This is a genomic window from Synechococcus sp. PCC 6717, from assembly GCF_022698185.1.
Lineage (GTDB): Bacteria > Cyanobacteriota > Cyanobacteriia > Thermosynechococcales > Thermosynechococcaceae > Thermosynechococcus > Thermosynechococcus lividus.
On the sequence record NZ_JAKLTV010000003.1, the window covers coordinates 126,841 to 152,284 of the forward strand.

Annotated in this window: 25 protein-coding genes, 1 tRNA gene and 1 pseudogene; 17 read left to right on the forward strand and 10 right to left on the reverse strand. The window is 53.1% G+C overall.

Annotated features, from left to right (window positions below; translation table 11 throughout):
* Window positions 1-17 precede the first annotated feature (17 nt).
* The gene (gene gatA / locus L5470_RS04835) at window positions 18-1,472 is read left to right on the forward strand and encodes an Asp-tRNA(Asn)/Glu-tRNA(Gln) amidotransferase subunit GatA (RefSeq protein ID WP_499498507.1); all 1,455 of its coding nucleotides are present in this window, start codon (window positions 18-20) and stop codon (window positions 1,470-1,472) included.
* Window positions 1,473-1,550: 78 nt separating this feature from the next.
* Window positions 1,551-1,871, forward strand: a complete 321-nt coding sequence (locus L5470_RS04840; RefSeq protein WP_099799394.1) for an MgPME-cyclase complex family protein — start codon at window positions 1,551-1,553, stop codon at window positions 1,869-1,871.
* Here L5470_RS04840 and L5470_RS04845 read toward each other — a convergent pair.
* Window positions 1,868-3,937 (reverse strand): WD40 repeat domain-containing protein, encoded by a 2,070-nt coding sequence (locus L5470_RS04845; protein ID WP_499498510.1) that lies wholly within the window; start codon window positions 3,935-3,937, stop codon window positions 1,868-1,870. The genes L5470_RS04840 and L5470_RS04845 overlap by 4 nt on opposite strands.
* A 285-nt stretch (window positions 3,938-4,222) precedes the next feature.
* On the opposite strand from L5470_RS04845, the pseudogene L5470_RS04850 reads away from it, so the two are divergent.
* The 3 genes and pseudogenes from L5470_RS04850 to L5470_RS04860 form a co-directional block, all read left to right on the forward strand.
* A pseudogene (locus L5470_RS04850) lies at window positions 4,223-4,744 on the forward strand (RNA-guided endonuclease TnpB family protein); the annotation flags it as partial.
* Window positions 4,745-5,079: 335 nt separating this feature from the next.
* A complete protein-coding gene (locus L5470_RS04855; protein WP_499498512.1) occupies window positions 5,080-5,568 on the forward strand; it encodes a DUF29 domain-containing protein in 489 nt (162 codons plus the stop codon).
* A 262-nt stretch (window positions 5,569-5,830) separates the two neighbouring features.
* Complete coding sequence (locus L5470_RS04860) at window positions 5,831-6,319, forward strand: DUF29 domain-containing protein (RefSeq protein ID WP_099799722.1); 489 nt, start codon at window positions 5,831-5,833, stop codon at window positions 6,317-6,319.
* A gap of 86 nt (window positions 6,320-6,405) precedes the next feature.
* Here the strand turns inward: L5470_RS04860 and L5470_RS04865 are convergent, their stop codons facing one another.
* From L5470_RS04865 to L5470_RS04875, 3 genes are read right to left on the reverse strand one after another with little or no spacing between them, the layout of a single operon-like run.
* The gene (locus tag L5470_RS04865; protein ID WP_099799723.1) at window positions 6,406-6,849 is read right to left on the reverse strand and encodes a hypothetical protein; all 444 of its coding nucleotides are present in this window, start codon (window positions 6,847-6,849) and stop codon (window positions 6,406-6,408) included.
* A gap of 28 nt (window positions 6,850-6,877) precedes the next feature.
* Window positions 6,878-7,249 (reverse strand): hypothetical protein, encoded by a 372-nt coding sequence (locus L5470_RS04870; protein WP_448524798.1) that lies wholly within the window; start codon window positions 7,247-7,249, stop codon window positions 6,878-6,880.
* Window positions 7,250-7,307: 58 nt separating this feature from the next.
* Window positions 7,308-9,011, reverse strand: coding sequence for an ABC1 kinase family protein (locus L5470_RS04875; protein ID WP_499498515.1), 1,704 nt, complete (start codon window positions 9,009-9,011; stop codon window positions 7,308-7,310).
* Between the two features lie 339 nt (window positions 9,012-9,350).
* On the opposite strand from L5470_RS04875, the gene L5470_RS04880 reads away from it, so the two are divergent.
* The 4 genes from L5470_RS04880 (at window position 9,351) to L5470_RS04895 (ending at window position 13,282) form a co-directional block, all read left to right on the forward strand.
* A complete protein-coding gene (locus L5470_RS04880; RefSeq protein WP_099799963.1) occupies window positions 9,351-9,776 on the forward strand; it encodes a ChuX/HutX family heme-like substrate-binding protein in 426 nt (141 codons plus the stop codon).
* Window positions 9,773-10,747: a thylakoid membrane protein ThyD gene (gene thyD, locus L5470_RS04885; protein ID WP_499498518.1), complete on the forward strand. Its 975-nt coding sequence runs from the start codon at window positions 9,773-9,775 to the stop codon at window positions 10,745-10,747. The genes L5470_RS04880 and thyD overlap by 4 nt, the downstream gene beginning before the upstream one ends.
* Window positions 10,748-10,829: 82 nt before the next feature.
* A complete protein-coding gene (gene glmM / locus L5470_RS04890; RefSeq protein WP_499498520.1) occupies window positions 10,830-12,203 on the forward strand; it encodes a phosphoglucosamine mutase in 1,374 nt (457 codons plus the stop codon).
* 155 nt (window positions 12,204-12,358) lie between these two features.
* Complete coding sequence (locus L5470_RS04895) at window positions 12,359-13,282, forward strand: 4-hydroxybenzoate solanesyltransferase (protein ID WP_499498522.1); 924 nt, start codon at window positions 12,359-12,361, stop codon at window positions 13,280-13,282.
* Here the strand turns inward: L5470_RS04895 and L5470_RS04900 are convergent.
* The 5 genes from L5470_RS04900 to tnpA all read right to left on the reverse strand — a co-directional run bounded on the left by L5470_RS04900 (window position 13,272) and on the right by tnpA (window position 18,590).
* Complete coding sequence (locus L5470_RS04900) at window positions 13,272-14,006, reverse strand: 2-phosphosulfolactate phosphatase family protein (protein ID WP_099799726.1); 735 nt, start codon at window positions 14,004-14,006, stop codon at window positions 13,272-13,274. The two genes, L5470_RS04895 and L5470_RS04900, sit on opposite strands and share 11 nt — an antisense overlap.
* Before the next feature lie 19 nt (window positions 14,007-14,025).
* Window positions 14,026-14,712, reverse strand: a complete 687-nt coding sequence (psb32, locus tag L5470_RS04905) for a photosystem II repair protein Psb32 (protein ID WP_448513746.1) — start codon at window positions 14,710-14,712, stop codon at window positions 14,026-14,028.
* 108 nt (window positions 14,713-14,820) lie between these two features.
* A complete protein-coding gene (locus L5470_RS04910; protein WP_099799727.1) occupies window positions 14,821-16,101 on the reverse strand; it encodes a glutamyl-tRNA reductase in 1,281 nt (426 codons plus the stop codon).
* A 158-nt stretch (window positions 16,102-16,259) separates the two neighbouring features.
* Complete coding sequence (locus L5470_RS04915; protein ID WP_099799728.1) at window positions 16,260-18,068, reverse strand: ABC transporter ATP-binding protein; 1,809 nt, start codon at window positions 18,066-18,068, stop codon at window positions 16,260-16,262.
* Window positions 18,069-18,374: 306 nt separating this feature from the next.
* Complete coding sequence (gene tnpA, locus L5470_RS04920) at window positions 18,375-18,590, reverse strand: IS200/IS605 family transposase (RefSeq protein ID WP_499498526.1); 216 nt, start codon at window positions 18,588-18,590, stop codon at window positions 18,375-18,377.
* Window positions 18,591-18,700: 110 nt separating this feature from the next.
* Between tnpA and L5470_RS04925 the strand changes: the two genes are divergently transcribed.
* The 3 genes from L5470_RS04925 (at window position 18,701) to L5470_RS04935 (ending at window position 20,260) form a co-directional block, all read left to right on the forward strand.
* Entirely contained in the window at window positions 18,701-18,967 is a 267-nt protein-coding gene (locus tag L5470_RS04925) for a zinc ribbon domain-containing protein (RefSeq protein WP_499498586.1), read from the forward strand.
* A 449-nt stretch (window positions 18,968-19,416) separates the two neighbouring features.
* Entirely contained in the window at window positions 19,417-19,668 is a 252-nt protein-coding gene (locus L5470_RS04930) for a pirin family protein (RefSeq protein ID WP_499498528.1), read from the forward strand.
* Window positions 19,669-19,783: 115 nt separating this feature from the next.
* Window positions 19,784-20,260 carry a Dps family protein gene (locus L5470_RS04935; RefSeq protein WP_099799908.1) on the forward strand — a complete coding sequence of 159 codons (477 nt, stop codon included), beginning with the start codon at window positions 19,784-19,786 and terminating at the stop codon, window positions 20,258-20,260.
* Window positions 20,261-20,354: 94 nt separating this feature from the next.
* On the opposite strand, the gene L5470_RS04940 is transcribed toward L5470_RS04935, so the two are convergent.
* A tRNA-Thr gene (locus tag L5470_RS04940) sits at window positions 20,355-20,426 on the reverse strand.
* 141 nt (window positions 20,427-20,567) lie between these two features.
* Here L5470_RS04940 and L5470_RS04945 point away from each other — a divergent pair.
* The 5 genes from L5470_RS04945 (at window position 20,568) to rdgB (ending at window position 25,333) form a co-directional block, all read left to right on the forward strand.
* Complete coding sequence (locus L5470_RS04945; RefSeq protein WP_448533138.1) at window positions 20,568-21,911, forward strand: adenylosuccinate synthase; 1,344 nt, start codon at window positions 20,568-20,570, stop codon at window positions 21,909-21,911.
* A gap of 21 nt (window positions 21,912-21,932) precedes the next feature.
* A complete protein-coding gene (rplY, locus tag L5470_RS04950) occupies window positions 21,933-22,238 on the forward strand; it encodes a 50S ribosomal protein L25 (RefSeq protein WP_099799164.1) in 306 nt (101 codons plus the stop codon).
* 60 nt (window positions 22,239-22,298) lie between these two features.
* A complete protein-coding gene (locus L5470_RS04955; RefSeq protein WP_499498531.1) occupies window positions 22,299-23,765 on the forward strand; it encodes a TldD/PmbA family protein in 1,467 nt (488 codons plus the stop codon).
* Between the two features lie 320 nt (window positions 23,766-24,085).
* Entirely contained in the window at window positions 24,086-24,736 is a 651-nt protein-coding gene (locus L5470_RS04960; RefSeq protein ID WP_499498533.1) for a retropepsin-like aspartic protease family protein, read from the forward strand.
* A gap of 12 nt (window positions 24,737-24,748) precedes the next feature.
* Window positions 24,749-25,333: an RdgB/HAM1 family non-canonical purine NTP pyrophosphatase gene (gene rdgB / locus L5470_RS04965; RefSeq protein WP_448526935.1), complete on the forward strand. Its 585-nt coding sequence runs from the start codon at window positions 24,749-24,751 to the stop codon at window positions 25,331-25,333.
* The last annotated feature ends 111 nt before the right edge of the window (window positions 25,334-25,444 follow it).

The window sequence follows — 25,444 nt, forward strand, 5'->3', positions numbered from 1 at the left end:
GTTAGGAAAGCTATGTTATGTCAGTGATTCAGGAGCTTCATCGGCAATTGGTTAAAAAAGAACGCTCCGCCACTGAAATTACCCAAGCCTATCTGGAGCGGATTCAGGCATTGGAGCCAACTCTGCACAGTTTTTTGACGGTGACTGGCGATCGCGCCCTTGAGCAAGCAGCAGCCGTGGATCGGCAGATTGCTGCCGGTGAGACGATTGGCCTTTTGAGTGGTATTCCTTTGGCCATTAAGGACAACCTCTGCACCTACGGAGTTCGTACCACCTGTGCGTCAAAAATGCTGGCTGACTTTGTGCCGCCTTACGAATCGACGGTGACGGCAAAACTGCACCAAGCGGGAGCGGTGATGCTGGGCAAAACCAATCTGGATGAGTTTGCCATGGGGAGCTCCACGGAAAACTCTGCCTTTGGCTTGACCGCCAATCCGTGGAACGTTGAATGCGTCCCCGGTGGCTCCTCGGGAGGCTCCGCTGCTGCCGTGGCTGCTGGAGAATGTGCCGCAGCCTTGGGGTCGGATACCGGCGGATCCATTCGCCAGCCGGCATCCTTTTGTGGGGTCGTCGGTCTCAAGCCCACCTATGGGTTGGTGTCGCGCTACGGCTTGGTAGCCTACGCCTCCTCCTTGGATCAAATTGGGCCGTTGGCACCCACTGTCACCGATGCCGCGATTTTATTGGGGGCGATCGCTGGCCACGATCCTCGCGATGCCACCAGCTTAAAGGTACCGGTTCCAGACTATACCCAAGCGCTGCGGCCAGATCTCAAAGGACTGCGGGTTGGAGTGATTCAAGAAACCGTTAGCGAGGGGCTACAGCCAGAGGTGAAAACCGCCATTGAAGCGGCGCTGCAAACCCTCAAAGAATTAGGAGCCAGCCTTCAGGAACTCTCCTGTCCCCGTTTTGCCTACGGCTTACCCACCTATTACATCATTGCGCCGTCAGAAGCCTCTGCTAACCTAGCGCGCTACGATGGCGTTAACTTTGGCTTCCGGGTTGAGGGGGCAGCGGATTTGCTAGAGATGTACACCCAAACCCGTGCCCAAGGCTTTGGGGCAGAGGTGAAGCGGCGGATCATGATTGGCACCTACGCCCTCTCGGCAGGCTACTACGATGCGTACTACCTGCGCGCGCAAAAAGTTCGCACCCTCATTAAAGAGGATTTTGCCAACGCTTTTGAGCAGGTGGATGTGTTGATTTGTCCGACCTCACCTACCACCGCCTTCAAAGCAGGCGAGAAAACTGCTGACCCCCTGAGTATGTACCTGTCGGATTTGATGACCATTCCCATTAATCTCGCGGGACTACCCGGCCTCAGCTTACCCTGCGGGTTTGATGCCACCGGTTTACCCATTGGCCTGCAACTCATTGGCAATGTCCTGCAGGAAGAAACCCTTTTCCGCGTTGCTTATGCTTACGAGCAAGCCACACCGTGGCACCAGCAGCAGCCCAGCTTAGCGATTTAGATTTTTGGCCAGAGCTTGGCTAAAATGGGTCAGGTTGATCGGCAATACTAGTGTTAACGTTAACGGTAGACATCTGCAATGACCACCTACTACTACGTTCTTGCGAGTAAGAAATTTCTCACCGAAGAAGAACCCCTTGAAGAAGTCTTTCGCGAGCGGCAGCGCAACTACCGCGAGCAGGGCAAGGAAATTGACTTTTGGCTGGTGCCCCAGCCCGCCTTCTTAGAACAGCCCCAGTTTGCTGAGCACAAGAGCCGCTGTCCCCAGCCCGCCGCTGCCATTATTTCCACCAACCAGCAATTTATCCAGTGGTTGAAGTTACGTTTGGAGTACGTTTTGATGGGGCAGTTCACCAGTGAAGAGGTGCCTCATCCTCTAGCCTCTTTGGCCGAGGTCTAGGGGCACGAGCGAGCCACGGCGGGGTTTTGCGTGCGGTAATCCTGTAGCCAGTCACAGGCAGCAGTTATCAACTCTGGCAACGAGGCAAGGGGCGTAACAATGACTTCGTCATCTTCGGTGCCGACGGCAATGTAGAGATTGCTTTGTCCTTGGATGTCAACGCTGTAGGGAATGGCTCGAATATCGTCGAGTAGGGTAATGAGTTGCCCTGAGCGGTTCCAGACGCGAACGCTGCGATCAGGGGAGGCGGTGGCAATGATTTGACCATCGGGGCTAAGGCTGAGGCTGACAATGCTGCGCTGGTGAGCACGAAACGAGCGGCGATCGCCCCCCTGAGACGTCCAGATATACACCGAGCCACTTTCACCCGCTGCCACAAGAGACTGACCATCAGCGCTAAACAGAACGCTTGCCAACCACCCCTGTTGGGGATCAAGGCGATAGGCCAAGCGATCGCGACGGATATTCCAGACTTCGATGACGCCAGCTTGCCCAGCACTGGCGAGTAGTGGCCGCTCTGGATGAAAACTTAAGCTCCAGATTTCCCCTTCGGCTTGCCATTGACGGATGTGCTCTGGCTGTTGCAGGTCTAAAAGATAAATGATGCCCTTAGCGTCCCCCGCTGCGAAATACCGCTGCTGGGGGTCAAGGGCAATGGCGTACAGCGGGGCTTTGATGGGCAGTGTCCACGTTTGCAGTGAGTCCTCTTTAAGGTTCCAGAGCGCCAGTTTACCGCCCTTAGTGGCGATCGCCACCCGCTGCTGATCGGCAGTAAATCGCACCTGATTAATTCCCTCCGAATCGAGGACAGGGGTTTGGGCAAGGAGGTGGCCATCGCGCTGCCAATACTTAACCCGGCCATCTTTGCCACCGGTGACTAGGGTCTGTGCCTGAGGATCTAGGGCTAAAGTCCACACACTGTCCTGTTGCGCCAGCCATTGTACGAGGCGGTTATGGTTGAGGTACCACAGGGTCATCTGACCTCCGCGATCGCTACTCAAGAGGGTGCTGCCACTGGCATCAAAGCTGACAGTGTTCACCAACCGCTCATGGCCTTGCAACTCACCGAGGAGTTCCCCTGCGGCTGACCATAGGCGCATACTATTGTCGGTGCTGAGGGTGAGGAGTTCTTCGGGGTGGGGAGTGGTTCCCACAAAATAAACGGGGGCTGAACTCACCTGCCATTGGTTGACCTGCTGCCCATTGCGGTTCCAAAGGCGCAGAATCCCGTCTTTTCCGGCACTGGCCAGCTTGCCATTCCCTAGATAGGCTAAACTCGTCTGCGGAACGGGGACATCCGTTTGCACCCGCCATGCCTGCAATGGCTCTCCCGCCAGCGACCAGATGCGAATCCACCCAGCTTCATCGGCAGTGGCTAGGCGATCGTGACCATAGCTAAGGCTGTTGATCTGTTGACTGGGAGTCGCAATGACATCCAGCAACTCGCCACTGGTGCGCCAGCGAAAAATTTTGCCCGTTGTTGTGGTGGCGGCAATTTCGCGACTGTCGGGGCTGAAGCGCAAATTACCAATTTCAGCATCCACTGGCGTTAAGCGGTTCTCCAGCACAACCTGCTGCTTCTCAATTCGCCAGACAGAGAGTTGCCCCTGACGGTTAAGCACCGCGAGGCGATCGCCCCCAGGGTTGATGCGCACTAGAGCCACAGAGCCAATATTCAAGGAGTGACTGGCGGTTGCCTCCCCCYGCACCGTCCAAAACTGTACGGTGCCGTCTTCACTAATACTCAGCTGTTGGCCATCATGGCTGATCAGGGCGGCCACAAGGGGGGAGCGCTCACTCCGCCACTGATTGCGAGCTTGAATGCGATCCAACAGGGTATTCAGGACAAACAGGGGGCGCGTGGTGGGGTACTCGCTCAGCGGGCGATCGCCCACCAGTGTTTGCAACCGCCGTCCCGCCTCTATCGCCGCTAATAATGCCGCCAGTTCTTGGGTTTGGAACTGCTCCAAAATATCATCGCTGGTTTGTTCAAGGGCTAAACTCTGCTCTGTAGTTCGTAGCTCCCCATAGGTTTTAACCAGAATGGTTGCAACTCCAAGGGACATCACCGAGACCACCCCCAAGGCCAAAAGGGCACGTTGGGTAAGGCGACTGGCTTTGCGGCGAGCAGCGTCTAGAATGCGGTTAGCGGCACTGATGGCTTCCTTTTCCTGTCGCTCTAACAGGAGTGTATCTTGAATCGCCTTTTGGTTGGCCTCCTGACTAGCGGACAGGTATTGATAATCTAGATMACACTGCCCGTTGCTTTTGCCCTTGCCACAATAGTCTTAGAAATGCAGTGGTTCACCCATGCCTGAAAGCGTCTCTCCCTGCCAGATAGCCGTTTCACCAGTTCTAGGCGTAGATGTTGGGAACTGGTGAAACGGCTATCTGGCAGGGAGAGACGCTTTCAGGCATGGGTAAACCACTGCATTTCTAAGACTATTGTGGCAAGGGCAAAAGCAACGGGCAGTGTTATTGCTTTGGAAGACCTGACAGGGATATGGGAGCGCACTAATCAAGTACCTCGTTCTAAAACAGAGCGTAGGCGTGCCAACAGTTGGGCGTTTTACCAACTGCGTAGCTTCATTAGCTACAAGGCACTCAAAGCAGGTGTGGGAATAGTGCTAGTTAATCCTCGCTACAGTAGTCAAACTTGCCACAGATGCCTGCATATTTACCCCGACCCAAAGCAGTCCTATCGCACTGGGAAGCAGTTTAAGTGCAGGCATTGTGGCTGGACAGGAGACGCAGATTTCAATGGTGCTAGTGTAATTGCGCTTTTGGGGGCTGTTGTAAACCAGCCTAGAGGTTCGGGCTTGTCTTGTTCTCTTGCAGAACATAACAGGCTCAGGGCTACTGAAAGCCCCTGACTTCAGTCAGGGGAAGTTTACTGGCAATCTATGATGGAAGTATCTATAGATTGAAGCGCGAGATAAGTTGTAGCGATAGCCCATGGTACCATATCTTTTTCGCTGAAGCCTGAGCCATTCTGTTGCCAGCACCAAAGCGATATTGCCGTTTGTAGTGGCCGCATTTAGTGAGCCTCTAGCCGTAACAGAGCAGTTGGAGTGAGGGCTGATGCGATCGTTGACGGTCAAGGTGAATCTGATTGGTATTGAGCCGCTGTCTGATAGGGGCACGGGTTTTACGCTGCGTGTAGTGATTTTTCTCAATACAATACAGATCTAAATGGAGGCACTCAGCTATGGAACCTGAAGTTAAGGCTAAACCCACGTCACTATACGATGAAGATTACCAACGTTGGTTAGATCAAACGGTTGCTCAATTGAAAGCGCGCAACTTTAGTGATCTTGACTTGGAAAATTTAATTGAGGAGATTGAGAGCTTGGGCAGAAGTGAGAAACATGCAATTTCAAGCTATCTCATGCGCTTATGTGAGCATCTCCTCAAAATTAAGTATTGGGAATCTGAACGAGAGATGTGCTTGCGAGGTTGGAAACGTGAGGTCATCAACTTCAGATTGCAAATTCAGGAGGAGTTGGAAGTCAGTCCTAGCTTGAAGTCGTTTTTACAGGATGTTTTCCGTAAACAATATAAAAATGGTAGAAAGCTTTTTCTCAATGCAAGTGAGTTGAATGCCTACTTGATTCCTGAAGAGCCGGTATTTTCATTGGAGCAAGCCCTAGATGAAGACTGGCTCCCTTGGCCGCCAGAATCGTCTTCTCGTTCGTAGCGATCTCAACAACAAATAAAGGTGTTACTACAACCTTTTGCCTTAATCATGTCTCAACTCACATGCCCAACTGTCCAATGCGCACGGGGCAAGGATGGTGTCCACGAGATGGATATTGTGGGGTCTGCGATGCCGATCCAAGAGTGTCAGGGCAAGGTAGATTTGATTTATATCGACCCGCTGTTTGATGTAGGTGCAGATTTTTCGAGGCGTGTGATATTGGCAATCAATACAATGAAGCAACTGATGGAGGTGAGGCACTATGGAACCTCAAGTTAAAACTAAACTCACGTCACTATACGATGAAGATTATCAACGTTGGTTGGATGAAACGGTTGCTCAATTGAAAGCACAGGATTTTAGCAGTCTTGATCTGGAAAATTTAATTGAGGAGATTGAGAGCTTGGGGAGAAGTGATAAACGAGCCATTTCCAGCTACCTGATGCGATTATGTGAGCATTTTCTAAAGCTCCGGTATTGGAAATCCGAGCGAGAGATGTGTTTTAGAGGGTGGGATCTAGAGATTACTAATTTTCGTTTGCAGATTCAAGCCATTCTCGAAGATAGTCCCAGCCTCAAAAATTACCTCAATGACCAGTTTTTATCTGCCTATGGCAATGCTAGAAAGCTTTTTCTGAAAGCAAGCCAACTGGAGTCCCAAGAAGTTCCTGATGAGCCAGAATTTTCGTTGGAGCAAGCCCTAGATGAAGACTGGCTCCCTTGGTCACCAGAATCGTCTTCTCATTCGTAGCGATCTCAACAACGAAATTACAGGGTCTGCGTTGATGTTGAACTGAAGTAGTGGCCTCAAAGCAAGTTGCTAGGTCTCTAATTCCATCAGGCTATGTTAGGGGGAAGGCTCAACGTGCTGCGAACTTGAGCTAGCAGTGACTCACGACTGACTTCCCAACCCTGCTCGCCATTGGGAGGCTCTAACACAATCAGGCTATCTACGGGGTCGGCAGCTAAGAGTTGGAACAGCAGTGGAATAATGGGCATTTCGACAACAACGAGTTGGCGATCGCCCTCACTATGGGCATTTGCCATCTCAGCACTACCGTAGGCGTGAATGACCACCTTTTGGTGGTAGGGGGGATGGCGCTCTTCAAGGGTAATAATCTGCCACTGGCCATCCTCGGTTTGCAGCACATAGTACATGGTCTGCTGGTAGCGTTGGGCTTCCTCTAGGAGGATAGGGGCGATCGCCTGTACCGCCGCAATTGTTGCCGGGTCGTCTGGGGCGTTGGCAATTAATTGGTTAACTTGGGTGGCTAAATCCACACCGCCTCCTTGGATCGAGTGGCACGACCTACTTTTTCGCGTCAAGGGCATCAAGGTCAAGGGCTTGGGAGCCACCCGTACCCAAAATGGTCAGCAGCTTGCCCAGTTGGTACCACACTAAAATGGCCGTGGCAACCGTCAGCCCAAGGGCGATCGCTATGCTCAGCCGTGCAGGAAAGCCATAGGTCCATAGCCCTGCGCTCAAAAATAACCAAATTCCTAAACAAATACCTAAGTAAGGTACCTGTAGCTGGGAACCGCGAAGCTGACTGAGAATACGCGTTGAGCGACTACGGTTCCACTCCTGCACACTTTGTTTCAGGGTGGCCTCAAAAGCCTTGCCACTGGCCAACCCTATAAAAATTCCGGCAAGCAGCACTACAATGGGTGGATCAAACACAACAATAACCTGTCCTTACTGCATTAGCGAGCAACCGACAACCGCCCGAGCCCACGCTCTAGCGGGCAACCACTAAGGACTCCTCTTCTTTAGGAAGCGCTTGGGACACTGAAGCTTTGAGGGCTTCCCACGCCACATCAATGAAAAAGAGTGGCCGCAGGTCAGATTTCACCAAGTTCCAGAGCCGTTGCACCTCTTCGGTGTGGAGTCGGTCATCTTCGGTTAACGCTAGCACAATTTGCCGCCGTAAATACTGCCCCTCGTCTGAAAAGAGATACTGTAGGCCAAGGGTGGCTGTAGGTGCAAGGTTAAAATGACCATCTTGACGGGCGATCGTAATCAAGTTCTCAAGCCGCTGCCATTGCAGACGACCGTCTTTGAACAGTACATCCAATAATCGCCGCCGCAGTTGGGGCGATTCACCTTGCAGCAAGCGTCGCGCCACATAGGGATAGCTAACATCCACAATCCGAAACTCAGGGTTTAAGCAAAGGGCAATCCCTTCTTGGGTGACGAGGGAGCGAATAATCAAGGCAAACTTGGCTGGCACCCGAAATGGATAAGCATACATCAACTCTGAAAAGCGATCGGTAATAACCTTAAAGTTAAATTCTTGGACACTCGAGCCAATCACTTCCTCAAACACCGACTCAAGGGCAGGGATGATGGGCGTAATGTCGGTATCTGGGGTCAGGAAGCCTAGCTTGACAAAGTCTGCCGCTAATTGTGGGTAGTCCTTATTAACAAGGTGAACCACCGCATCTACCAAGGATTCTTTGGTGGTGTCTTCTAACTGATCCATCATGCCAAAGTCAATGTAGGCCATACGGCCATCCGCCATGGCAAACAGGTTGCCGGGGTGGGGATCCGCGTGGAAGAAGCCAAATTCCAGTAATTGGCGCAGACCAGAAATCACACCGACACGAATGAGATTGTCTGGATCAACCCCCGCCGCCACCATACAATCGGTACGGGTGAGCTTAATTCCGTGGATCCACTCCAGCGTTAGGACGTGCTGGCTGGTGAACTCCCAATAAATTTGCGGCACTTTTACCGTTGGGTCATCCCGGAAGTTGGCGGCAAATTTTTCAGCATTGCGCCCCTCATTTAAGTAGTCGATTTCCTCAAAGAGCTTCCGGCCAAACTCATCGACAATATCGCGCAGATCATGGCAAAGGTTAATGGGCAGCAAGGGCTTCACCCACTGCACTAACAGCCGAATTAAAAACAAGTCGCGGGTAATTACCGGCAACAAGTTGGGTCGCTGTACCTTCACTGCCACCTCTTCGCCGGTGTGCAGCTTGGCACGATACMCCTGACCAAGGCTGGCAGCCGCCACTGGCTGGGGTGAAAATTCTGCAAAGATATCCCCTAAGTTCAATCGCAAATCTCGTTCAATAATGGCGATCGCAATTTCGGTGGGGAAAGGAGGCAGCTTATCTTGCAGTAAGGTGAGCTGCTCAAGATAATCGGGACACACCAGATCGGGACGGGTGGACAGGGCTTGGCCTATTTTAATAAATGTTGGCCCCAAACGAATTAAGAGCTTGCGTAGCTGCATGGCTCGCAGTGGGATGTTAACCTCCTGTTGGCCGATCAATTTATCCCATTGCAACAGCAGCCAAAATGTAAAGAAGGATACAAAAATATTACAGAACCGCCCTATCACCTGCCATGGTCGAAACAGGAAGTAGCGGGCAATAGCCTCGGGATCGTAGCGACGATGACCAGCAGATGGAGCAGCGGGAACGAGGGGAGTCACAGTTTTTTCTCACCTTTTACCTGAACCCACGTTACTACAAGCATGTTGTCCTGCCATGAGTGCTTTTACGGATACGAAAAGGTACCAACGTAAGCAACCATCGCATTTATGAGGATTTTATTGATCCCCACTGAGTAAGCGCATGATTCTTTAGGGTTTGCTTAAATATACTATACTTATAGTATAGAAAACTACACATTATCCTTGCTAATTTCAGGAATTCTTAACAAAACTTTAATATTGGTGTGCTTGTGAGGCTCCTGTTAACGCAGCAGCTAGTCGAACATCCGCAGTGTCAGAGAGTATGTCAAAGTGAAAGTGTTGGTTTATGAGCAGGTAATGTCCACAGATTTGCAGCATCCCCAACACTCCTTTCAGCAATTTCTCAAAGACTGTAGCCGTTTAGGACTGCTACGCCTTGTTGTTACGAACGATACAGCAGTTCTTGAGGTGCGATCGCCCCTTGAAAAGGTGTTCTACGCTGAGCTACCCAAAGGTCGGTATGCCAATATGCACAGCGATGACTTTGAGTTTCATCTCAATATGGATCAGGTTGCCACCATTCGCTTTGAGGAAGGCCAAGCTAAGCGGGGGAACTTTACCACCTACGCGATTCGCTTTCTTGATGGCAATGACAAATCGGTGCTGAGTGCCTTTTTGCAGTGGGGCAACCCCGGGGAATACGCCAACGGCCAAGTGGAGGCTTGGTACGCCCTGCAAGAGCAGTACGGTCGCCAATGGCATCCCATTGTGGAGGCTGTATGAGAGTTGTTGTCACCGGTGCAACGGGCTTTGTTGGGCGGCAGGTAGTACGGGCACTTGTGGAGCGCGGCGATCAGGTGGTGGCCTTAGTCCGCAGGGTATCCAAGACGTTTGCCACTACCCCGCAGGTTACCGTGGTGCCCTACACCCCTAAAGCCCAGGGAGACTGGTATCAGGTGCTTGAGGGTGCGGATGCAGTGATTCATCTGGCGGGGGAACCCCTAGCCAATGGCCGCTGGACTCCCAGCCGCAAGCAAGAAATTTACGATAGTCGTGTTATTGGTACCCAGCAACTGGTGCAGGCGATCGCCGCAGCTCAGGCGCGTCCTAAAGTCCTGGTTTCCACCTCGGCGGTTGGCTACTATGGCACGAGTGAAACGGAAACCTTTATTGAAATAAACACTGCTGGCACAGATTTCCTCGCCCATGTTTGCCAAGACTGGGAAGCCGCTGCCCGCGCCGTCATTCCCCTTGGGGTACGGCTGGTGATTCTGCGGTTTGGGATTGTCCTAGGAGATCAAGGGGCACTGGCCAAACTTCTCCCGATGTTTAAGCTCTATCTGGGAGGGCCTTTAGGCTCAGGGCAACAGTGGTTTTCATGGATTCATCAGCAGGATTTAGTCCGGCTTATTCTGACCGCCCTCGATCAAGACACCCTGCAGGGAGTGTACAATGCCACTGCTCCGGAACCGCTGACCATGGCGGAATTCTGCCGCATCTTAGGAGAGGTACTGCAGCGTCCCTCTTGGTTGCCCGTGCCTGCCATTGCTCTGCAACTGTTACTGGGGGAAGCCGCAGAAGTTGTGCTGAAGGGGCAGCGAGTGTTGCCGGAGCGCACCTTAGCCAGTGGATTTGAGTTTGAGTACCCGAGTGCAAAAGCAGCCCTGACAGACCTTCTCAACAATACCGCTGTTCGTTCCTGTGGTGGCACGTTAGTGGATGGGGAGCAGCGGAGGTGGTATAGTCCAGATTAATTAACAAATGTTAAGGCTGCTATCGTGAATAGCCATAGCAGTGTGATAGAAAATGTGACTATCTGTGTGGCGTGAGGACTCCATGATGAGTGTGCAGCAACCGATTCGTTTTGGCACCGACGGTATTCGTGGGCGTGTAGGCCAATTACTCACCCCCAATCTGGCATTGCATTTAGGCTATTGGGTCGGTCAAGTGCTGCGCGAGGGAACAGATTTCCCCCATCCTGCCTTTGTTATTGGTCAAGATTCCCGCAATTCTAGTGATATGCTCGCCACTGCCCTAGCAGCAGGCTTGACCGCAGCCGGCGTTGATGTTTGGAATGTGGGGTTGTGCCCAACCCCCTGCATTGCTTACCTGACGGCCCATACCGAGGCCATCGGCGGAGCAATGATCTCGGCGAGCCATAACCCCCCCGCCGATAATGGCATTAAAATTTTTGGCAGCGATGGTAGCAAATTAGCACCAGCTCTGCAACAGCAGATTGAAGCTCGCCTCAATGAAGGATCGGTACTGTCACCAACGCACCAGTGGGGTCGCCTGCGCCATCGCCCCGAGCTGTTGCAGCGATATCGCCATGCCCTCCAAGCTCCCCTAGAGGAGCGTCAACCCTTGCGGGGGTTACGGGTGGTGCTGGACTTGGCATGGGGGGCTGCTGTATCGATCGCGCCGACGGTGTTCCATGCCCTAGGGGCTGAAGTGATTCCGCTACACGATCAACCCGATGGCGATCGCATCAATGTGGCGTGTGGCTCAACTCATCTAGAGCCATTGCGCCAAGCAGTGAGTGAAACGAAGGCTGCGATGGGCTTTGCCTTTGATGGGGATGCCGATCGCGTCCTTGCGGTGGACAATGAAGGCCGCACGGTCGATGGTGATCATATCCTTTACTTTTGGGGACAGACCCTACAGGCACAGGCGCAGTTGCCCAAGGATTTAATTGTGGCGACGGTGATGTCTAACCTTGGGTTTGAGCGGGCGTGGCAGGCACGAGGCGGCCAACTGGTACGGGCCGCTGTTGGGGATCGGTACGTCCATGCCGAAATGGTGCGCCATGGCGCAATGCTGGGGGGTGAACAATCGGGACATATTTTGTGTCGGCACTATGGCGTGGGGGGGGACGGCCTCCTAACCGCCATTCACCTCGCTACATTAGTACAGGATGCAGGCTGCCCCTTAGCCCAACTGCGGAATAACAGTTTTACGGCGTATCCACAGATTTTGCGTAATGTTCGGGTGGAGGATCGGCACCGCCGCCTCCAGTGGCACGAGTGTGAGCCACTGCAACAGATGATTGCTAAAGCACAGCAGGATATGGGCGATCGCGGTCGCGTCTTGGTGCGCGCGTCCGGTACTGAGCCTGTGATTCGGGTAATGGTTGAGGCCGAACAGCAGCCTGTTGCCGACTACTGGACTGAAACCCTTGTTAAAACCGTAGCCCACTATTTGGCAGCATGACATCACAGTGGCGGCTTCTCTACCCCCSACCCCCCTCAGCTAAGAGTTAGCATCCTCTCCGACCAAACCTTGAGCAACTGCGGATCTGCTACCTCAGTGCCGCCTAGGAGAGGATCACAATGGGCTGTACCATAGGTAGCTAAGGGCAATTAAAGATGGCTGAAACCGCTGTGGTGAACTCCCAACTGCCAACAACATCTGTTTCTACATGGCGGGCGATCGCCCAGTTGCTTCGCTGGCACAAACCCGCAGGCCGCCTTATTTTATTAATTCCAGCCCTGTGGTCGCTGGTGCTGGCCAGTAACGGGCTGCCCTCTGTCACGCTCCTCGGCATTATTATTGTCGGCACAATCACCACCAGTGCCGCAGGCTGTATCATTAATGACATTTGGGATCGCAATATTGATCCCCACGTCCAACGCACCCAGCACCGTCCTTTAGCCAGTCGGCGACTCTCGCTGAGTCTAGCGCTTGGCCTCATGGTGATTGCGTTTGGGTGTGCTTGGGGCTTAACCTTTTATCTCACACCTTTGGGCTATGGGCTGGCGATCGCTGCGGTGCCAGTCATTATCCTTTACCCTTTAGCAAAACGGGTGTTTCCTATTCCCCAACTTGTGCTTGCCTTAGCATGGGGGTTTGCGGTTTTAATTCCATGGGCAGCGGTTCAAGGTCGCTTAACGCTGACAACGGCGTGGCTATGGGGGGCAGTGGTGGTGTGGACGCTGGCCTTTGATACGGTCTATGCCATGCCCGATCGCCCCGACGATCGTCGCTTGGGGGTGCATTCCAGCGCCCTGTTTTTTGGTGCCTATGCCCCGTTGGCGATCGCGCTCCTCTATGGCTGCACCATCCTACTGCTTGTAGGCGTAGGGTACAGCGCTAATTTGAGCTGGCGATTCTGGCTGGCCTTAGGGGTTACCAGTTACTTTTGGCTGCGGCAGTCTCTACAAATTTACAGCCACGAGCGCCGCGACATCCAAACCACAACATTACCGATCCAGACCTATGGTCGCTACTTTAATGAAAATGTCTGGCTAGGGTTTCTGCTGTGGGTGGGAATGTGGTGCCCTAGGCCTTAGTCAATACTTTGGCAGCAATCTGCCACGGCACAATCTCAAGAATATCGGTCTGAGCACAGTACTTAAGATCCGCCTCATTGCCAAGATTGAGGAGGCGCTGGCCATGGCTAGAGTGGTGAAACAGAGTCAGTAGATCCTCTTGATAGTAGCGGTAGAGTGCTGTGGCCGCTATCGTCTCATCATTTCCGGCCAAGGTTTCAAGGGAGACATCCTGTTGCCCCCACAGGCAGTGGACCAGTGCACCAGCGCAGACCGTATCCTCTAGCGAATAGCTCCCCTGCCAACCCGACCCCACGACCCAAATCGTTTCGGGCTGATGTTTATGGACAAATTCAGCCACCGCAGCACGGTTCACTAAGGCCGCCGCCAGCACCAGAGGACTGGCTTGAATTCGCTCTAGAGAACGGGTACCATTCGTTGTACTCATAAACAGCCGCCGCCCCTGCACCCGCTCGGGCACGCACTCGCTCGGCGAGTTGCCCATATCAAAGCCAGCAACTTTCTTGCCACCGCGCTCTCCGACCCGCACCCGTTTTGCCGCCGGCCACTGCTGGCTGGTGCGCTCTAGCTCTTCAAGATCACTAAAGACCTGTACCGCCTCGGCTCCGGCAGCAAGGGCAGCCGCAATGGTGGTAGTGGCACGTAATACATCAACTGCGATCGCGCAGTCGGGCTGCCAATCGGCGGGAACACGCTCCGGCGTGTGGTAGGTATAGATTTTCATAAATAATAAAGGCGGTTGGCTACGATGATCCTTGATAGATAAAGTATGTCACCATTGGAATCACTGTAGCGGCAATTAAGAGCATCACGACAATAATTGTGGCAGAGCGGTCATCGGTTTCGCTTTTACTTTTATAGGTCTTTTCCGTAATCACTTCACGAATGACGGGGGGGCCTGGGTCGGGTTCTCCTTGGAGCACCTTACTGAGGCGATCGCCCGCATCTAAGACTGATTGATTGTAGTTGCCATCGCGCAGCGGTACCCGCATGGTTTCTTGGACGATGCTGTCGGCAGTTTCTGGGCTGAGGGTTTGGGCAACGGCATCGCCGTAACGAATAGCCGTACCATTGGTCACCGTATCAAGGGCAACAATCACTTGGTTGGCTTGGGCAGCCGCATCGGGAAACCATTCGGTAAACAACGTATCCACAAAGGTTTGCGGTGTTTCCCCATAGTCCAGTCGATGCACCGTGACAAAGTGAACATTAAAGCCAGTCTTCTTGGCAACCTCTTGCAGAAGCCGACCGAGGCTGCTTTGGGTAATGGGGCTGAGCACATTCCCTTCGTCAATCACTCCGCTGTCGCCAGCGGGGAAAGGAATCTCTGCGGCACTGGTGGCCCACACCGGCATCGCCATGAGGGCGATCGCAATCACACCCAGCCCCACACAGCCAACAAAGCGTTTCCAAACCACTTGCCAATTCATTCTTAGCTCATCCTAAGAGTCTCAATGCAATTTTCCCAGATTTTGCTTGAGTAAATGAGTTAACTCTCAACAAATCTTAAAAACTCGCTGCATAGGCCACACGGGCAGTTAGGCTTCCACAGGCTCCAAATTAAACAGCGCCTGGAGGGTCTGCATGGCTCGCTGGCGACTTTCTAAATCTTGCTGGGATTGCAATTGTACCGTGGGGTCGTGGAGGATTTTGTTAATAATGGTTCGGGTCATCGCCTCAATCACCCCTTGGTGCTTATCGGCAAACTCACTGCCGAGGCGCGAGAGGGCTTTGTCGAGTTCTTGGGTGCGAATTAGCTCCATTTTTTCCCGCAGGCAACGAATGGTTGGGATGGTTTCCAGAGCGTGCCACCATGCGAGGAAGGTGTCTAATTCCTTTTCAAGAATGGCTTCAGCTTCTTGCGCCAGTTGGCGGCGGGCTTCTTGGTTTTGAGCCACCACCGCTTCTAGATCGTCCACATTGTAGAGCTGCACGGCTGCTAGTTCCGTAACGTTGGCGTGAACATTTCGGGGCACGGAAATATCAATGATAGATAGGGGGCGATCGCCCGTGAGCACTGCGCCTAGGTTATCCCGATCCAAGAGGGGCTGCGTTGCGGCGGTGCCGGTAAAAATTAAATCCATCGCGGCCACAATCGGCAGCAAATCAGTCATGGTAAAAAGTTCAAATCGTACATCCGGAAACTGCTGTGCGAGGTCTTGGGCGCGCTCCACAGAGCGGTTAATAATACGTAGCTCCTTGACTCCGCGGGCAATCAGGTGTTGTACCACCAAACGCGACATTTTACCCGCACCCACAATTGCAATGCGGCAGTGTTGCAGGTTGGGGATTCGCAAATCCGCTAGCTCCACTGCTGCGGAACTAATGGAGACTGCCCCGGTACCAATACTGGTTTCAGTACGCACCCGCTTCCCCGCAGCGATCGCCGTAGTGAACAGCCGATTCAGAATTGACCCAATAGCTTTATACTGCTGCCCCAACTGGTGGCACCGCTTGACTTGGGAGAGAATTTGGCCTTCGCCAATCACGAGGCTATCTAACCCCGAAGCGACTCGCATCAGGTGCATCACAGCATCTTGGTGCAGCAAAATAAACAGGAATGGCCGCAACTGCCGCAAGGGAATATGGCTCCATTCACTGAGGAATTGGTGTACCTCCCGTACCCCAGCTTCCGTGTCGCTGGCCACAATGTAGATTTCCAGACGATTGCAGGTACTCAGAATCGTTGCTTCTTGGATATGGGCATAGCCACAGAGGTGCTGTAGTGCTCGCTCCCGCACATCCTCTGGCACGCTGAGTTTTTCGCGAACCTCTACGGGGGCGGTTTTATGGCTTAATCCAATGACAGCAATATTCATAACAGCGTGTTCTCGTGGTTTTTAGCGGCAACTCCATAGATTGTTGTATCAAGATTCTTGAACCCCCTTCACGCTTGTTTGCAAGTCTTTACTTTTTGGTGTGCTGGTTTTGCGAGTATCTGAAGGAGCTTGGGCTACAAGGCTGCCACCCTTTGCCCCTAGGCCGATGCCTCGGTCATGTCCGATAAGGCCTGTAGGCGGTAAAGATTGGCATAGACCCCATTGCGTTCCAAGAGTTCAGTGTGGGTGCCCTGCTCCACCAGTTTGCCGCGCTTGAGCACTAAAATGCGATCCACATAGCGAATAGTGGCGAGGCGGTGGGCAATGATAATGGCTGTGCGATTCACCAAAAGGCGGTTCAAGGCTGCCTGAATCATGACCTCGGTACCCACATCAAGATTGGCTGTGGCTTCGTCCAGTACCAGAATTTGTGGATTGCGGATGGCAACCCGCGCAAAGGCGAGAAGTTGCCGTTGCCCTGCCGATAGATTTGTGCCGCGTTGCCGTAGAAGGGTGTCGTAACCTGCGGGCAATTGCTCAATAAACTCAGCAATGTTCATCTCCCTTGCGACCCGCTGAATCTCCTCGAGGGTGTAGGCATCACCAAGGGTAATGTTGCTTTTCACATCCCCGGAAAACAAAAAGCTATCCTGCAAAATTACGCCAATGTGGTGCCGCAGTTCCGCTTGGGTGAACTCGCGAACATTACGACCATCCACAAAAACATCGCCGCGACTGGGTTCGTAAAGACGGCAGAGTAAGCGAATAATGGAGCTTTTACCAGCCCCTGTGGGGCCAACGATAGCTACCTTCTCACCGGCCGCAATCTGAAAGGATACCTGTTGGAGGATATAGTCATCGTCTTTGTAGGCCAGCCAAACATCACGAAACTCGACGGCTCCTCGCTCAGGGCTGTGTGGCGCGATCTGTACAACGGTGGGATCGGGGTCTTGGATATCAATTGGCTCTGTCAGCAGATCGGTGATGCGCTCAATGGCCGTTAGCCCCGCCTGCAGGGTAGTAAATTTCTCAGCCAGTTGCCGGAGTGGATCAAACACGCGCTGCGAAAAGAGAATAAATGTGGCTAGGGTACCAAAGTCAATCGTGCGCTGCTCTACTAAGGCACCCCCTAACCACAGCACCCCAGCGATCGCCACAAAGGCAATCCACTCTAGGGTGGCCGAAACCGCTGAATCGTAAAAAATCGTGCGATCCACTTCAGCAACGTAGCGTTGATTACGCCGCCGGAATAAGTCACTATTAAAGGCCTCGCGCCGAAACAACTGCACTACGCTAATGCCAATAATATTTTCCTGTAGGTTGGCATTCAGGAGCGATAACTCTTCGCGGGATTTGTAATTGGCCACCCGATAGCGATTCTGAAAATAAATAATGAGCGCCGTAATGGGCAACACCAGTGCTAGCAACAGGGTAGCTAGGGTGCGATCAATAAAAAACATGGTGAGGATCACCACCACCATGGAAAAGACATCGCTGATCACCCCCACCGCACCAGTGGCAAACACATCGCCGAGGGCATCTACATCACTGGTCAAGCGGGTAATCAGCTTACCCACTGGTGTGCGATCAAAGAAGCGAGAGGACAACCGCAATACATGGTTAAACAAGTCGTGGCGAATATCTGCGGTAATCTGCTGACCAATTTTCTGAATCCAATACCCTTGGGCCGCCTGCATCGTAAACCGCAATAACACGGTGATCAGCAGCGCCATACTCAGAACATCAATGCCTTGGGTCAGCGACAGGGGCTTGAGAAAAGCGTAGGTGCTCTCCTCACCCTTAAGGAAGGCGATCGCCTGCCCAATGATAATGGGCTGTAGGGCGGCGGCAGCGGCCAAGGGCACTAGCAGTAAACCACTGCCTAAGAGCGCCCAACGGTAAGGCCGTAGGTAGGGGATCAATTGCTGTAACAATTGCCAGTCAGTGGCGCGGGATGCAGATACCATGCTGTCTAAGAACGAGACTGTACTCTACCAACAACGCCAAAGCACGGCCTGGCGATACAACTTGGTTAAATGCTCGGAGAACTTTTTTTGCAAATACAATAGCTCTATGATACCCCTGCCGCATAAAATAACCGAAAACCAGACTACGCCGTAGGCTCAACTGGGAAACCTGCCCATGGAGCAAAGGGCGAGTCTCGCTGGATAGTGATTTATAGAAAATGGAGGGCACGGGAACCAGATAAACCCCCTTGCTTCAGGTCGGGGATACAGAATGGTTCCCGCGCCGCTGCAAAGCGGCAGAGTTGATCAACCCTGGCACTCCTCGATATAGCGCTTAACGGTTTGAGCCGACACATTGCCACAGGTTCCCCAATAAAACGACCTGGCCCAAAGCGGATCTTTTTGGTAGAGCTGCTTCAGCCAGGGAAACTCCATCCTAAGATGCCGTGAACTGTAGCCTTTCAGGATGTTCACGACTTGAGACGCTGACATTCTAGGCGGGAAGGAAACGCGCCAGTTCAATAAGAATCAGTACAAGGTGATGCTGCCCGACTTGAAGCGGCAATTTGCGTGGCTGAAATACCCCAATTCACAGTCACTCCAAAGCGCCGTAGATAATCTGTATCCGAGCGCTGCACGTCTACACCACCTATAAGGGCAAGTGGTACGGAGCTGCCGTTCAATTCATTGAGGGCTGGTTCCCGTCCACCAAGCTTTCCTGGGATTGCGGGTCACTGAACGACAATTTGACGCTCAGCGACCGAGAGTGGACGTGCCCATCGTGCGGAAGGCAGCATGTTCGCGACGTGACCGCTGCATGGAATATCCTGCAAGAGGCGGTTCATATCCTGCAAGAGGCGGTTCGTCTTTTWCCGGGGAACCCGGAATTAAGCCCCTAACCGGGGTAGAAGCCTCGCCCTTCTAGGGCGGGGTTCAGTTCACCCATGGATTGCAGTACGCCCATGATTTGCTTGGCTCCACTAGCTGTTATCGGCTCACTCATGGTTATCTCCCTGAGGTTTACAGCCATGTGTCTTAAGCTTAGCTTCAGTAGCCTCCCCAGCAATGAACTACCCCGCCCTAAGCAGCGGGGTATCAGAATTGAAAACTAGAGCCTCTCATCCCGACGTCCTGCGGACAGAGGGCGGGGCTTCTCCGTAGATTAGCTAACCCTCCTAGGGCTGTTCTGAGTCCCTGAACAGGGTGTGACTATGCTTGAAAAGTGTAGTCGTTATGAGTATGATTTATATAGAAAGTCTAGAAAGTCATGCTGACTCCGATCCACCAAACCGGAGTTCATTGGTTGAGGGGTCAATCTAGACCGTCAGTAATCCTTTAGGAGATGACCATGCTCAACGTTCGACCTGCAGCAACCCGGAGCACGACTCAGTTTGATTGGCTAGAAAGTTACCACAGCTTTTCCTTTGGGCACTACTATGACCCCGACCACATGGGCTTTAGTGTGCAGGTCCATGGCCTGACCCTCAATACCGGTGATGGCCTCGCCATTGACCAAGAACCCCAACTCTTGGCTGAAGGGATCAGCAGCGCGGAGCTTCTCCTGTTTGACGTGCCTGCAAGCCCTGAGGGGTCACTGTAGAATGGGGCAAGATATAGCAACGCCACCCCTGAGTTCAAGACTACTCACACTGCCAACCTGTACTCATACTGAGTATGTTTCAAGAATATTACAACCCACCATAATGGAGGCTGAAATGACCACTACAACGACGTTGAAAGAGCAGGTCTTAATGACCCTCAAACGCCAACAAGCCAATGCCCTCGTCCTGTACTTAAACTACAAAAAGTATCACTGGCTTACCTATGGCCCACTGTTCCGTGAGTTGCACCTGCTGTTTGAGGAGCAAGGCGCAGCCGTATTTGCCAGCATCGATGAACTGGCAGAGCGCAGCTTGATCCTAGACGGTCAACCCGTGGCCGACCCAGCAGACTACTTGGGGACGGCAACTGTGACCCCTTCTAGTGGCCAATTAACGGTCAAGGCCATGATTGAAGAGGCGATCGCCAACCATGAGTTGATCATCACCGAAATGCACCAAGATGCGGATGTGGCCACAGAAGCCGGGGATATTGGCACTGCGGATCTCTATACCCGCTTGGTGCAAACCCACCAAAAACACCGTTGGTTTCTCAAGGAGCTACTCGCCAAGGGTGACGGTTTAGTGAGCTAGGATATGCATCGGCAGGAGCTGCCCTCAGGCCTCCTGCGGGTGCCAGTTAACTCGTGGCGGCTGGGTCTCAAGAGTTTTGGGGCGCCAAATAATAAGCCGATGATGAGATTCGAACTCACGACCGCTCGATTACGAATCGAGTGCTCTACCACTGAGCTACATCGGCTTGCAAAAGCATAGATCATCCTAACACGATCGCCCCGTGTCAACCAGATCAGTCCAAAAATCTGGCGATCGCTCCCTTGTTTCATCTTGCCCCAAGGGATACAATGGATGATTGTGTTAATTAACGAGTTAAGAAAATCACTTGGCAAACGTTGTCGTTGTTGGTGCCCAGTGGGGCGACGAAGGTAAGGGTAAAATTACCGATCTCCTGAGTAAGTCTGCCGATGTGGTGGTGCGCTATCAGGGGGGGGTAAACGCAGGTCATACCATTGTTGTCAATGACCAAACCCTGAAACTACACCTCATTCCCTCGGGAATTCTCTACCCCGATACCCAGTGCATTATTGGTGCTGGAACGGTTGTGGATCCGAAGGTCTTGCTCGAAGAGATTGAGCAACTCGAACGCCTAGGCGTAGCCACAGCAAATTTGCTCATTGCGGAAACAGCACACGTTACGATGCCCTACCATCGCCAACTGGATATTGCCGCCGAGGAGCGGCGCGGCTCCCGGCGCATTGGCACCACAGGGCGTGGCATTGGCCCCACCTATGCCGACAAGTCGGAACGTACTGGCTTGCGAATGCTCGATCTGCTGGATGCCGACCAGTTAGCTACCAAGTTAGAGTGGGCGATCGCCCAAAAGAACCTCATCCTTGAAAAGCTCTACGGCCTTGAGCCACTAGAGCCGCAACCCATCATTGAGGAGTATCTCGATTACGGTCAGCGGTTGCGGTCCCACATTATCGATGGCTCTTTGTACATCGATGATGCCATTCGCCGTAAGCGCAACATCCTGTTTGAAGGTGCCCAAGGGACGCTGCTTGACTTGGATCATGGAACGTATCCCTACGTCACCTCCTCCAACCCCGTTGCTGGGGGTGCCTGTGTCGGCGCAGGCATTGGCCCCACCATGGTGGATCGGGTGATTGGGGTGGCAAAGGCCTATACAACTCGTGTGGGGGAAGGGCCGTTTCCAACCGAGCTAGTGGATGAGGTGGGAGAATGCTTGGGCAAGCGCGGTGCAGAATTTGGCACCACCACTGGGCGGCCGCGGCGTTGTGGATGGTTTGATGCGGTCATTGGCCGCTATGCGGTTCGGATTAACGGCCTCGACTGCTTGGCCATTACCAAACTGGATGTATTAGACGAGCTGCCAGAAATTAAAGTGTGTGTGGCCTACGATATTGATGGCGAGCGCTGCGAACACTTTCCCAGTAATGCCGCAAAGTTTGCCCGCTGCCAACCGATTTATGAGACGTTGCCCGGGTGGCAGCAGTCCACGAGTCACTGCCGGTCCTTGGAGGATTTACCCAAGGCGGCACTGAACTATCTTAAGTTTTTGGCTGAGATTATGTCTGTGCCCATCGCTATTGTCTCGTTGGGGGCAGAGCGCAGCCAAACCATCATTGTTGAGGATCCGATTCACGGTCCGAAGCGGGCGCTCCTCAAAGATGATGGCACCCAAGTCAACTCTGTTCTCTCGTAAATAACCCTCCGGAGTGTACGTATGCCCCGTTCCTTAGCAATTGAATGCCATCTGCGGCCTGAACATAGCAAGCCTAATGCTCTGCGGCGATCGGGTAAAACCCCGGCAGTGCTCTACGGCCACAATGGGAGTGAGTCAGTGTCCTTGGTGGTGGATACTCGCGCCGCGGAATTTCTGGTGCGGGATGCCCGAGTTCAAAAAACTGCGATCGCCCTTTCTATTCCCGATCTGCAATGGCAAGGCACGGTTGTGTTGCAAGAGGTTCAAGCGCATCCAGCTCGCGATACCCTCTACCATCTGTCATTTTTTGCGAAGGCAGCAAACTAGCGCTCCAAGAGACTTTGCGGAATTTGCTATAGTGGAGGGTATGTTAAGTAATTGTTAACAATGCCAGCCACCCTTCTTCGTTCTGCGGAACTTGCCCAACTCAACTATACCCCGGACGGCGATCGCTTCGATGCCTCGTGGGAGGCTCTCCTTTCGACCCTCCTCGGCCTTGGACGGGCGGCAGGAGCCGATCTTGTCGAATTTTTTCTGGAGCGGAACCATTATTTAGGGGTATTGGTTGAAGATGATCGCCTTACCAGTGTGTCTCCCCGAGTGAGTTTAGGAGCAGGTATTCGCGTGTTTCGCGGCACCAGTGACTGTTACGTAAGCACCAATGATCTGAGTTTTCAGGGGTTACGGGTTGCCCTAGAAAAAGCCTTGGGGTTAATGGGGCTGCTGCTCCCCAGTGCCCATGCCTACGTGCCAGAAATTCACCTCGAGTTATTGCGGGACTACGGCCAAGGGGAAAAAGAAGGGTGGCGCAGTGGCTGTAGTCCGATGGCCGAAGTGGCCGAGGTGCTGCTGGCCGGTAGCGATCGCCTACGGCAGACCACGACCCATCTGCAATCTCGCCGCTTAAGCTATTTCCGGGATTGGCAGGAAGTGATGGTAGCCGCCAGTGATGGTACCTTTGCCCGTGATATTCGCCTCACGCAGTCAGCCGTTGCCTCGGTGCTCTGTGCCGATGGGGATCACCGCGCGTCCATTGGCGATCGCAGCGGCGATACAGGTAACCCCAACTTCCTGCGCCAGTGGGACTACAGCACCCTGGCCGAGAACGTGGCCGAAGCCGCAGGTAACATGCTCTACGCTAACTATGTCGAATCCGGCACCTATCCCGTCATCATGGCCAATCAGTTTGGGGGGGTCATTTTTCATGAAGCCTGTGGTCACCTGCTAGAAACCACTCAAATTGAGCGGGGCACCACCCCATTTGCACAGCAAAAAGGCCAGCGCATTGCCCACGAAAACCTAACAGCATGGGATGAGGGTATCTCCCTAGGAGCGTTTGGCAGTATCGCCATGGACGATGAAGGGATGCCCGCCCAGCGCACCCTCCTCATTGAAAACGGCATCCTCAAAAATTTCCTGAGTGATCGCGCTGGTTCCATGCGCACGGGGCACCCCCGCACTGGCAGCGGTCGCCGTCAAAGCTATGCCTACGCAGCGGCCTCACGGATGCGCAACACCTACATTGCTCCAGGGGAGGCCAGTGTTGCGGATCTAATTGCCTCTGTGGATCGCGGTATTTACTGTAAACGAATGGGGGGCGGCAGCGTTGGTGCCACCGGCCAGTTCAACTTTGCCGTTGATGAAGCCTACTGGATTGAAAATGGTACCATCAAACAGCCGCTCAAAGGGGCAACCCTCATTGGTGAGGCCAAAGAGATCCTGCAGCGAATTTCGATGTCCGCTAATGATTTAGCCCTAGCACCGGGATTTTGTGGCTCTGTGAGTGGCAGTATCTATGTCACTGTTGGGCAACCCCATATCAAAGTGGATGCGATTACCGTGGGGGGGCGTTAAGCTAGATTGATTACTCAGGGTTATTAGTCTGAGTAAAAATACCTAAAGATTTTATATGTGAATTTTTGTGACTCTGATTACATTATGATGAGATCAGAGAGGAAGTGATAGCGGCTCCTCAGTAGGCTCGACAACCCTCACCACGTGCTTAGCTGTTTTCACTTTCTTTCTGAGACAAAAATCATTGGACTGAATGACCAGTAGCTTACTGGTCTTTTTTTTGCCCTTCGACCAGAATGATGAGGTTCTTCCGATGCTCGCCTCTCTTTGGACGTGCTCCTCTGCATCGACTATAGTGAGAATGAGAGTGAGACTCAGCCATGATTTGCTGGCAACGACAGATTTATCGGCTAGGACTATCGGGCAGCGTCCTTGGCTTGCTACTGGCCACCAGCGCTCAGGCTCTACCGTTACCAGAGCATTTTTACCGAGCGATCGCCAACCAAGACTGGGGCAGCGCGATCGCAATTCTTGATCAAGTGATCCAGGCCAACCCACAGCAGGCCAGTGCCCTGCGGAGCTATCGCCAAGAATTGGTGCGTCTGCAACACCTACCGCGATCCGCCGCTGTGGGACACACAGCCGTGATGACTAGCCCCAGTGGCATTGCCCCCATCGTGCGGCGACAGAATGGCATTCCAGTGATTCAAGTCACGTTTAACCGGCGGTTGCGCTTTKAGATGATGGKGGACTCAGGTGCCAGCATGACAGTGATTACGCGACCCATGGCGCGTGCGTTGGGGATCACCCCTGCCCAAGTCATCGATAACTTGACATTTCATACGGCCAACGGAACGGTGGTGTTGCCCATTGTCTATGTTCAATCGATTAGTGTGGCTGGGCTGCACCGCAATCGTGTTCCTGTGGCGATCGCTGGGGCTGAGATGCCCCTAGGCTTACTAGGGCAAGATTTTCTGCAGAATTATGATGTCAGCTTACGGCAAGACCATATTTACTTTCAGCGACGTTAGGAGGTGCCAGTGCTGGATACAGTGGTTCTAGCTAGCCACAACAAAGGCAAAATTCATGAATTTCAGGTAGTTCTTAAGGAATGGATTGAGACAGTCCTGCCCCTMCCTGCCGGTATCGAGATTCCTGAAACCGCCGACTCATTCCATGGCAATGCCTGCCTCAAGGCGACTACCGCCGCTCAGCGCCTAGGACAATGGGCGATCGCCGACGACTCAGGGTTAGCGGTACACGCCCTTCAGGGTGCTCCCGGCATCTACTCTGCTCGTTACGGAGCAACGGATCACGAACGGATTGACCGCCTCCTCAACGAACTGGATGGGGTCAGCGATCGCCGCGCCGAGTTCATCTGCGTCATTGCCCTTGCTCGCCCCGATGGCACGATTGCTGTAACCACAGAAGGGCGCTGCCACGGCGAGATCCTGTGCACCCCCCAAGGTAGCGGTGGCTTTGGCTACGATCCTATTTTTTGGGTGCCGAGTCAACAGCGCACCTTTGCCCAACTCTCCACCGCCGAAAAGCAACAAATTAGTCATCGCGGCCAAGCCTTGCAGCAGTTGCGGACTTATTTTGCACGGCAGCTCCAGCAAACCCCGTAAATTTACGGTTGTGCCGTCTTCGTTGAAGTCATTACTGTAAAGAAAACCCTGCCTTGATCTGAGTACTTGATCTTAGTGGAGATATTCTTAATAGACATATAGCAATAGACA

Excerpts from the sequence above, each read along its gene's own strand:
- L5470_RS04880 (WP_099799963.1), top strand. The coding sequence starts at position 9,351 with ATGTCCACAGATTTGCAGCATCCCCAACACTCCTTTCAGCAATTTCTC.
- L5470_RS04935 (WP_099799908.1), top strand. The coding sequence starts at position 19,784 with ATGACCACTACAACGACGTTGAAAGAGCAGGTCTTAATGACCCTCAAA.
- L5470_RS04955 (WP_499498531.1), top strand. The coding sequence starts at position 22,299 with ATGCCAGCCACCCTTCTTCGTTCTGCGGAACTTGCCCAACTCAACTAT.
- L5470_RS04855 (WP_499498512.1), top strand. The coding sequence starts at position 5,080 with ATGGAACCTGAAGTTAAGGCTAAACCCACGTCACTATACGATGAAGAT.
- psb32 (WP_448513746.1), bottom strand. The coding sequence starts at position 14,712 with ATGAATTGGCAAGTGGTTTGGAAACGCTTTGTTGGCTGTGTGGGGCTG.
- L5470_RS04915 (WP_099799728.1), bottom strand. The coding sequence starts at position 18,068 with ATGGTATCTGCATCCCGCGCCACTGACTGGCAATTGTTACAGCAATTG.
- gatA (WP_499498507.1), top strand. The coding sequence starts at position 18 with ATGTCAGTGATTCAGGAGCTTCATCGGCAATTGGTTAAAAAAGAACGC.
- thyD (WP_499498518.1), top strand. The coding sequence starts at position 9,773 with ATGAGAGTTGTTGTCACCGGTGCAACGGGCTTTGTTGGGCGGCAGGTA.
- L5470_RS04900 (WP_099799726.1), bottom strand. The coding sequence starts at position 14,006 with ATGAAAATCTATACCTACCACACGCCGGAGCGTGTTCCCGCCGATTGG.
- L5470_RS04910 (WP_099799727.1), bottom strand. The coding sequence starts at position 16,101 with ATGAATATTGCTGTCATTGGATTAAGCCATAAAACCGCCCCCGTAGAG.
- L5470_RS04930 (WP_499498528.1), top strand. The coding sequence starts at position 19,417 with ATGCTCAACGTTCGACCTGCAGCAACCCGGAGCACGACTCAGTTTGAT.
- L5470_RS04860 (WP_099799722.1), top strand. The coding sequence starts at position 5,831 with ATGGAACCTCAAGTTAAAACTAAACTCACGTCACTATACGATGAAGAT.
- L5470_RS04840 (WP_099799394.1), top strand. The coding sequence starts at position 1,551 with ATGACCACCTACTACTACGTTCTTGCGAGTAAGAAATTTCTCACCGAA.
- glmM (WP_499498520.1), top strand. The coding sequence starts at position 10,830 with ATGATGAGTGTGCAGCAACCGATTCGTTTTGGCACCGACGGTATTCGT.
- rplY (WP_099799164.1), top strand. The coding sequence starts at position 21,933 with ATGCCCCGTTCCTTAGCAATTGAATGCCATCTGCGGCCTGAACATAGC.
- L5470_RS04895 (WP_499498522.1), top strand. The coding sequence starts at position 12,359 with ATGGCTGAAACCGCTGTGGTGAACTCCCAACTGCCAACAACATCTGTT.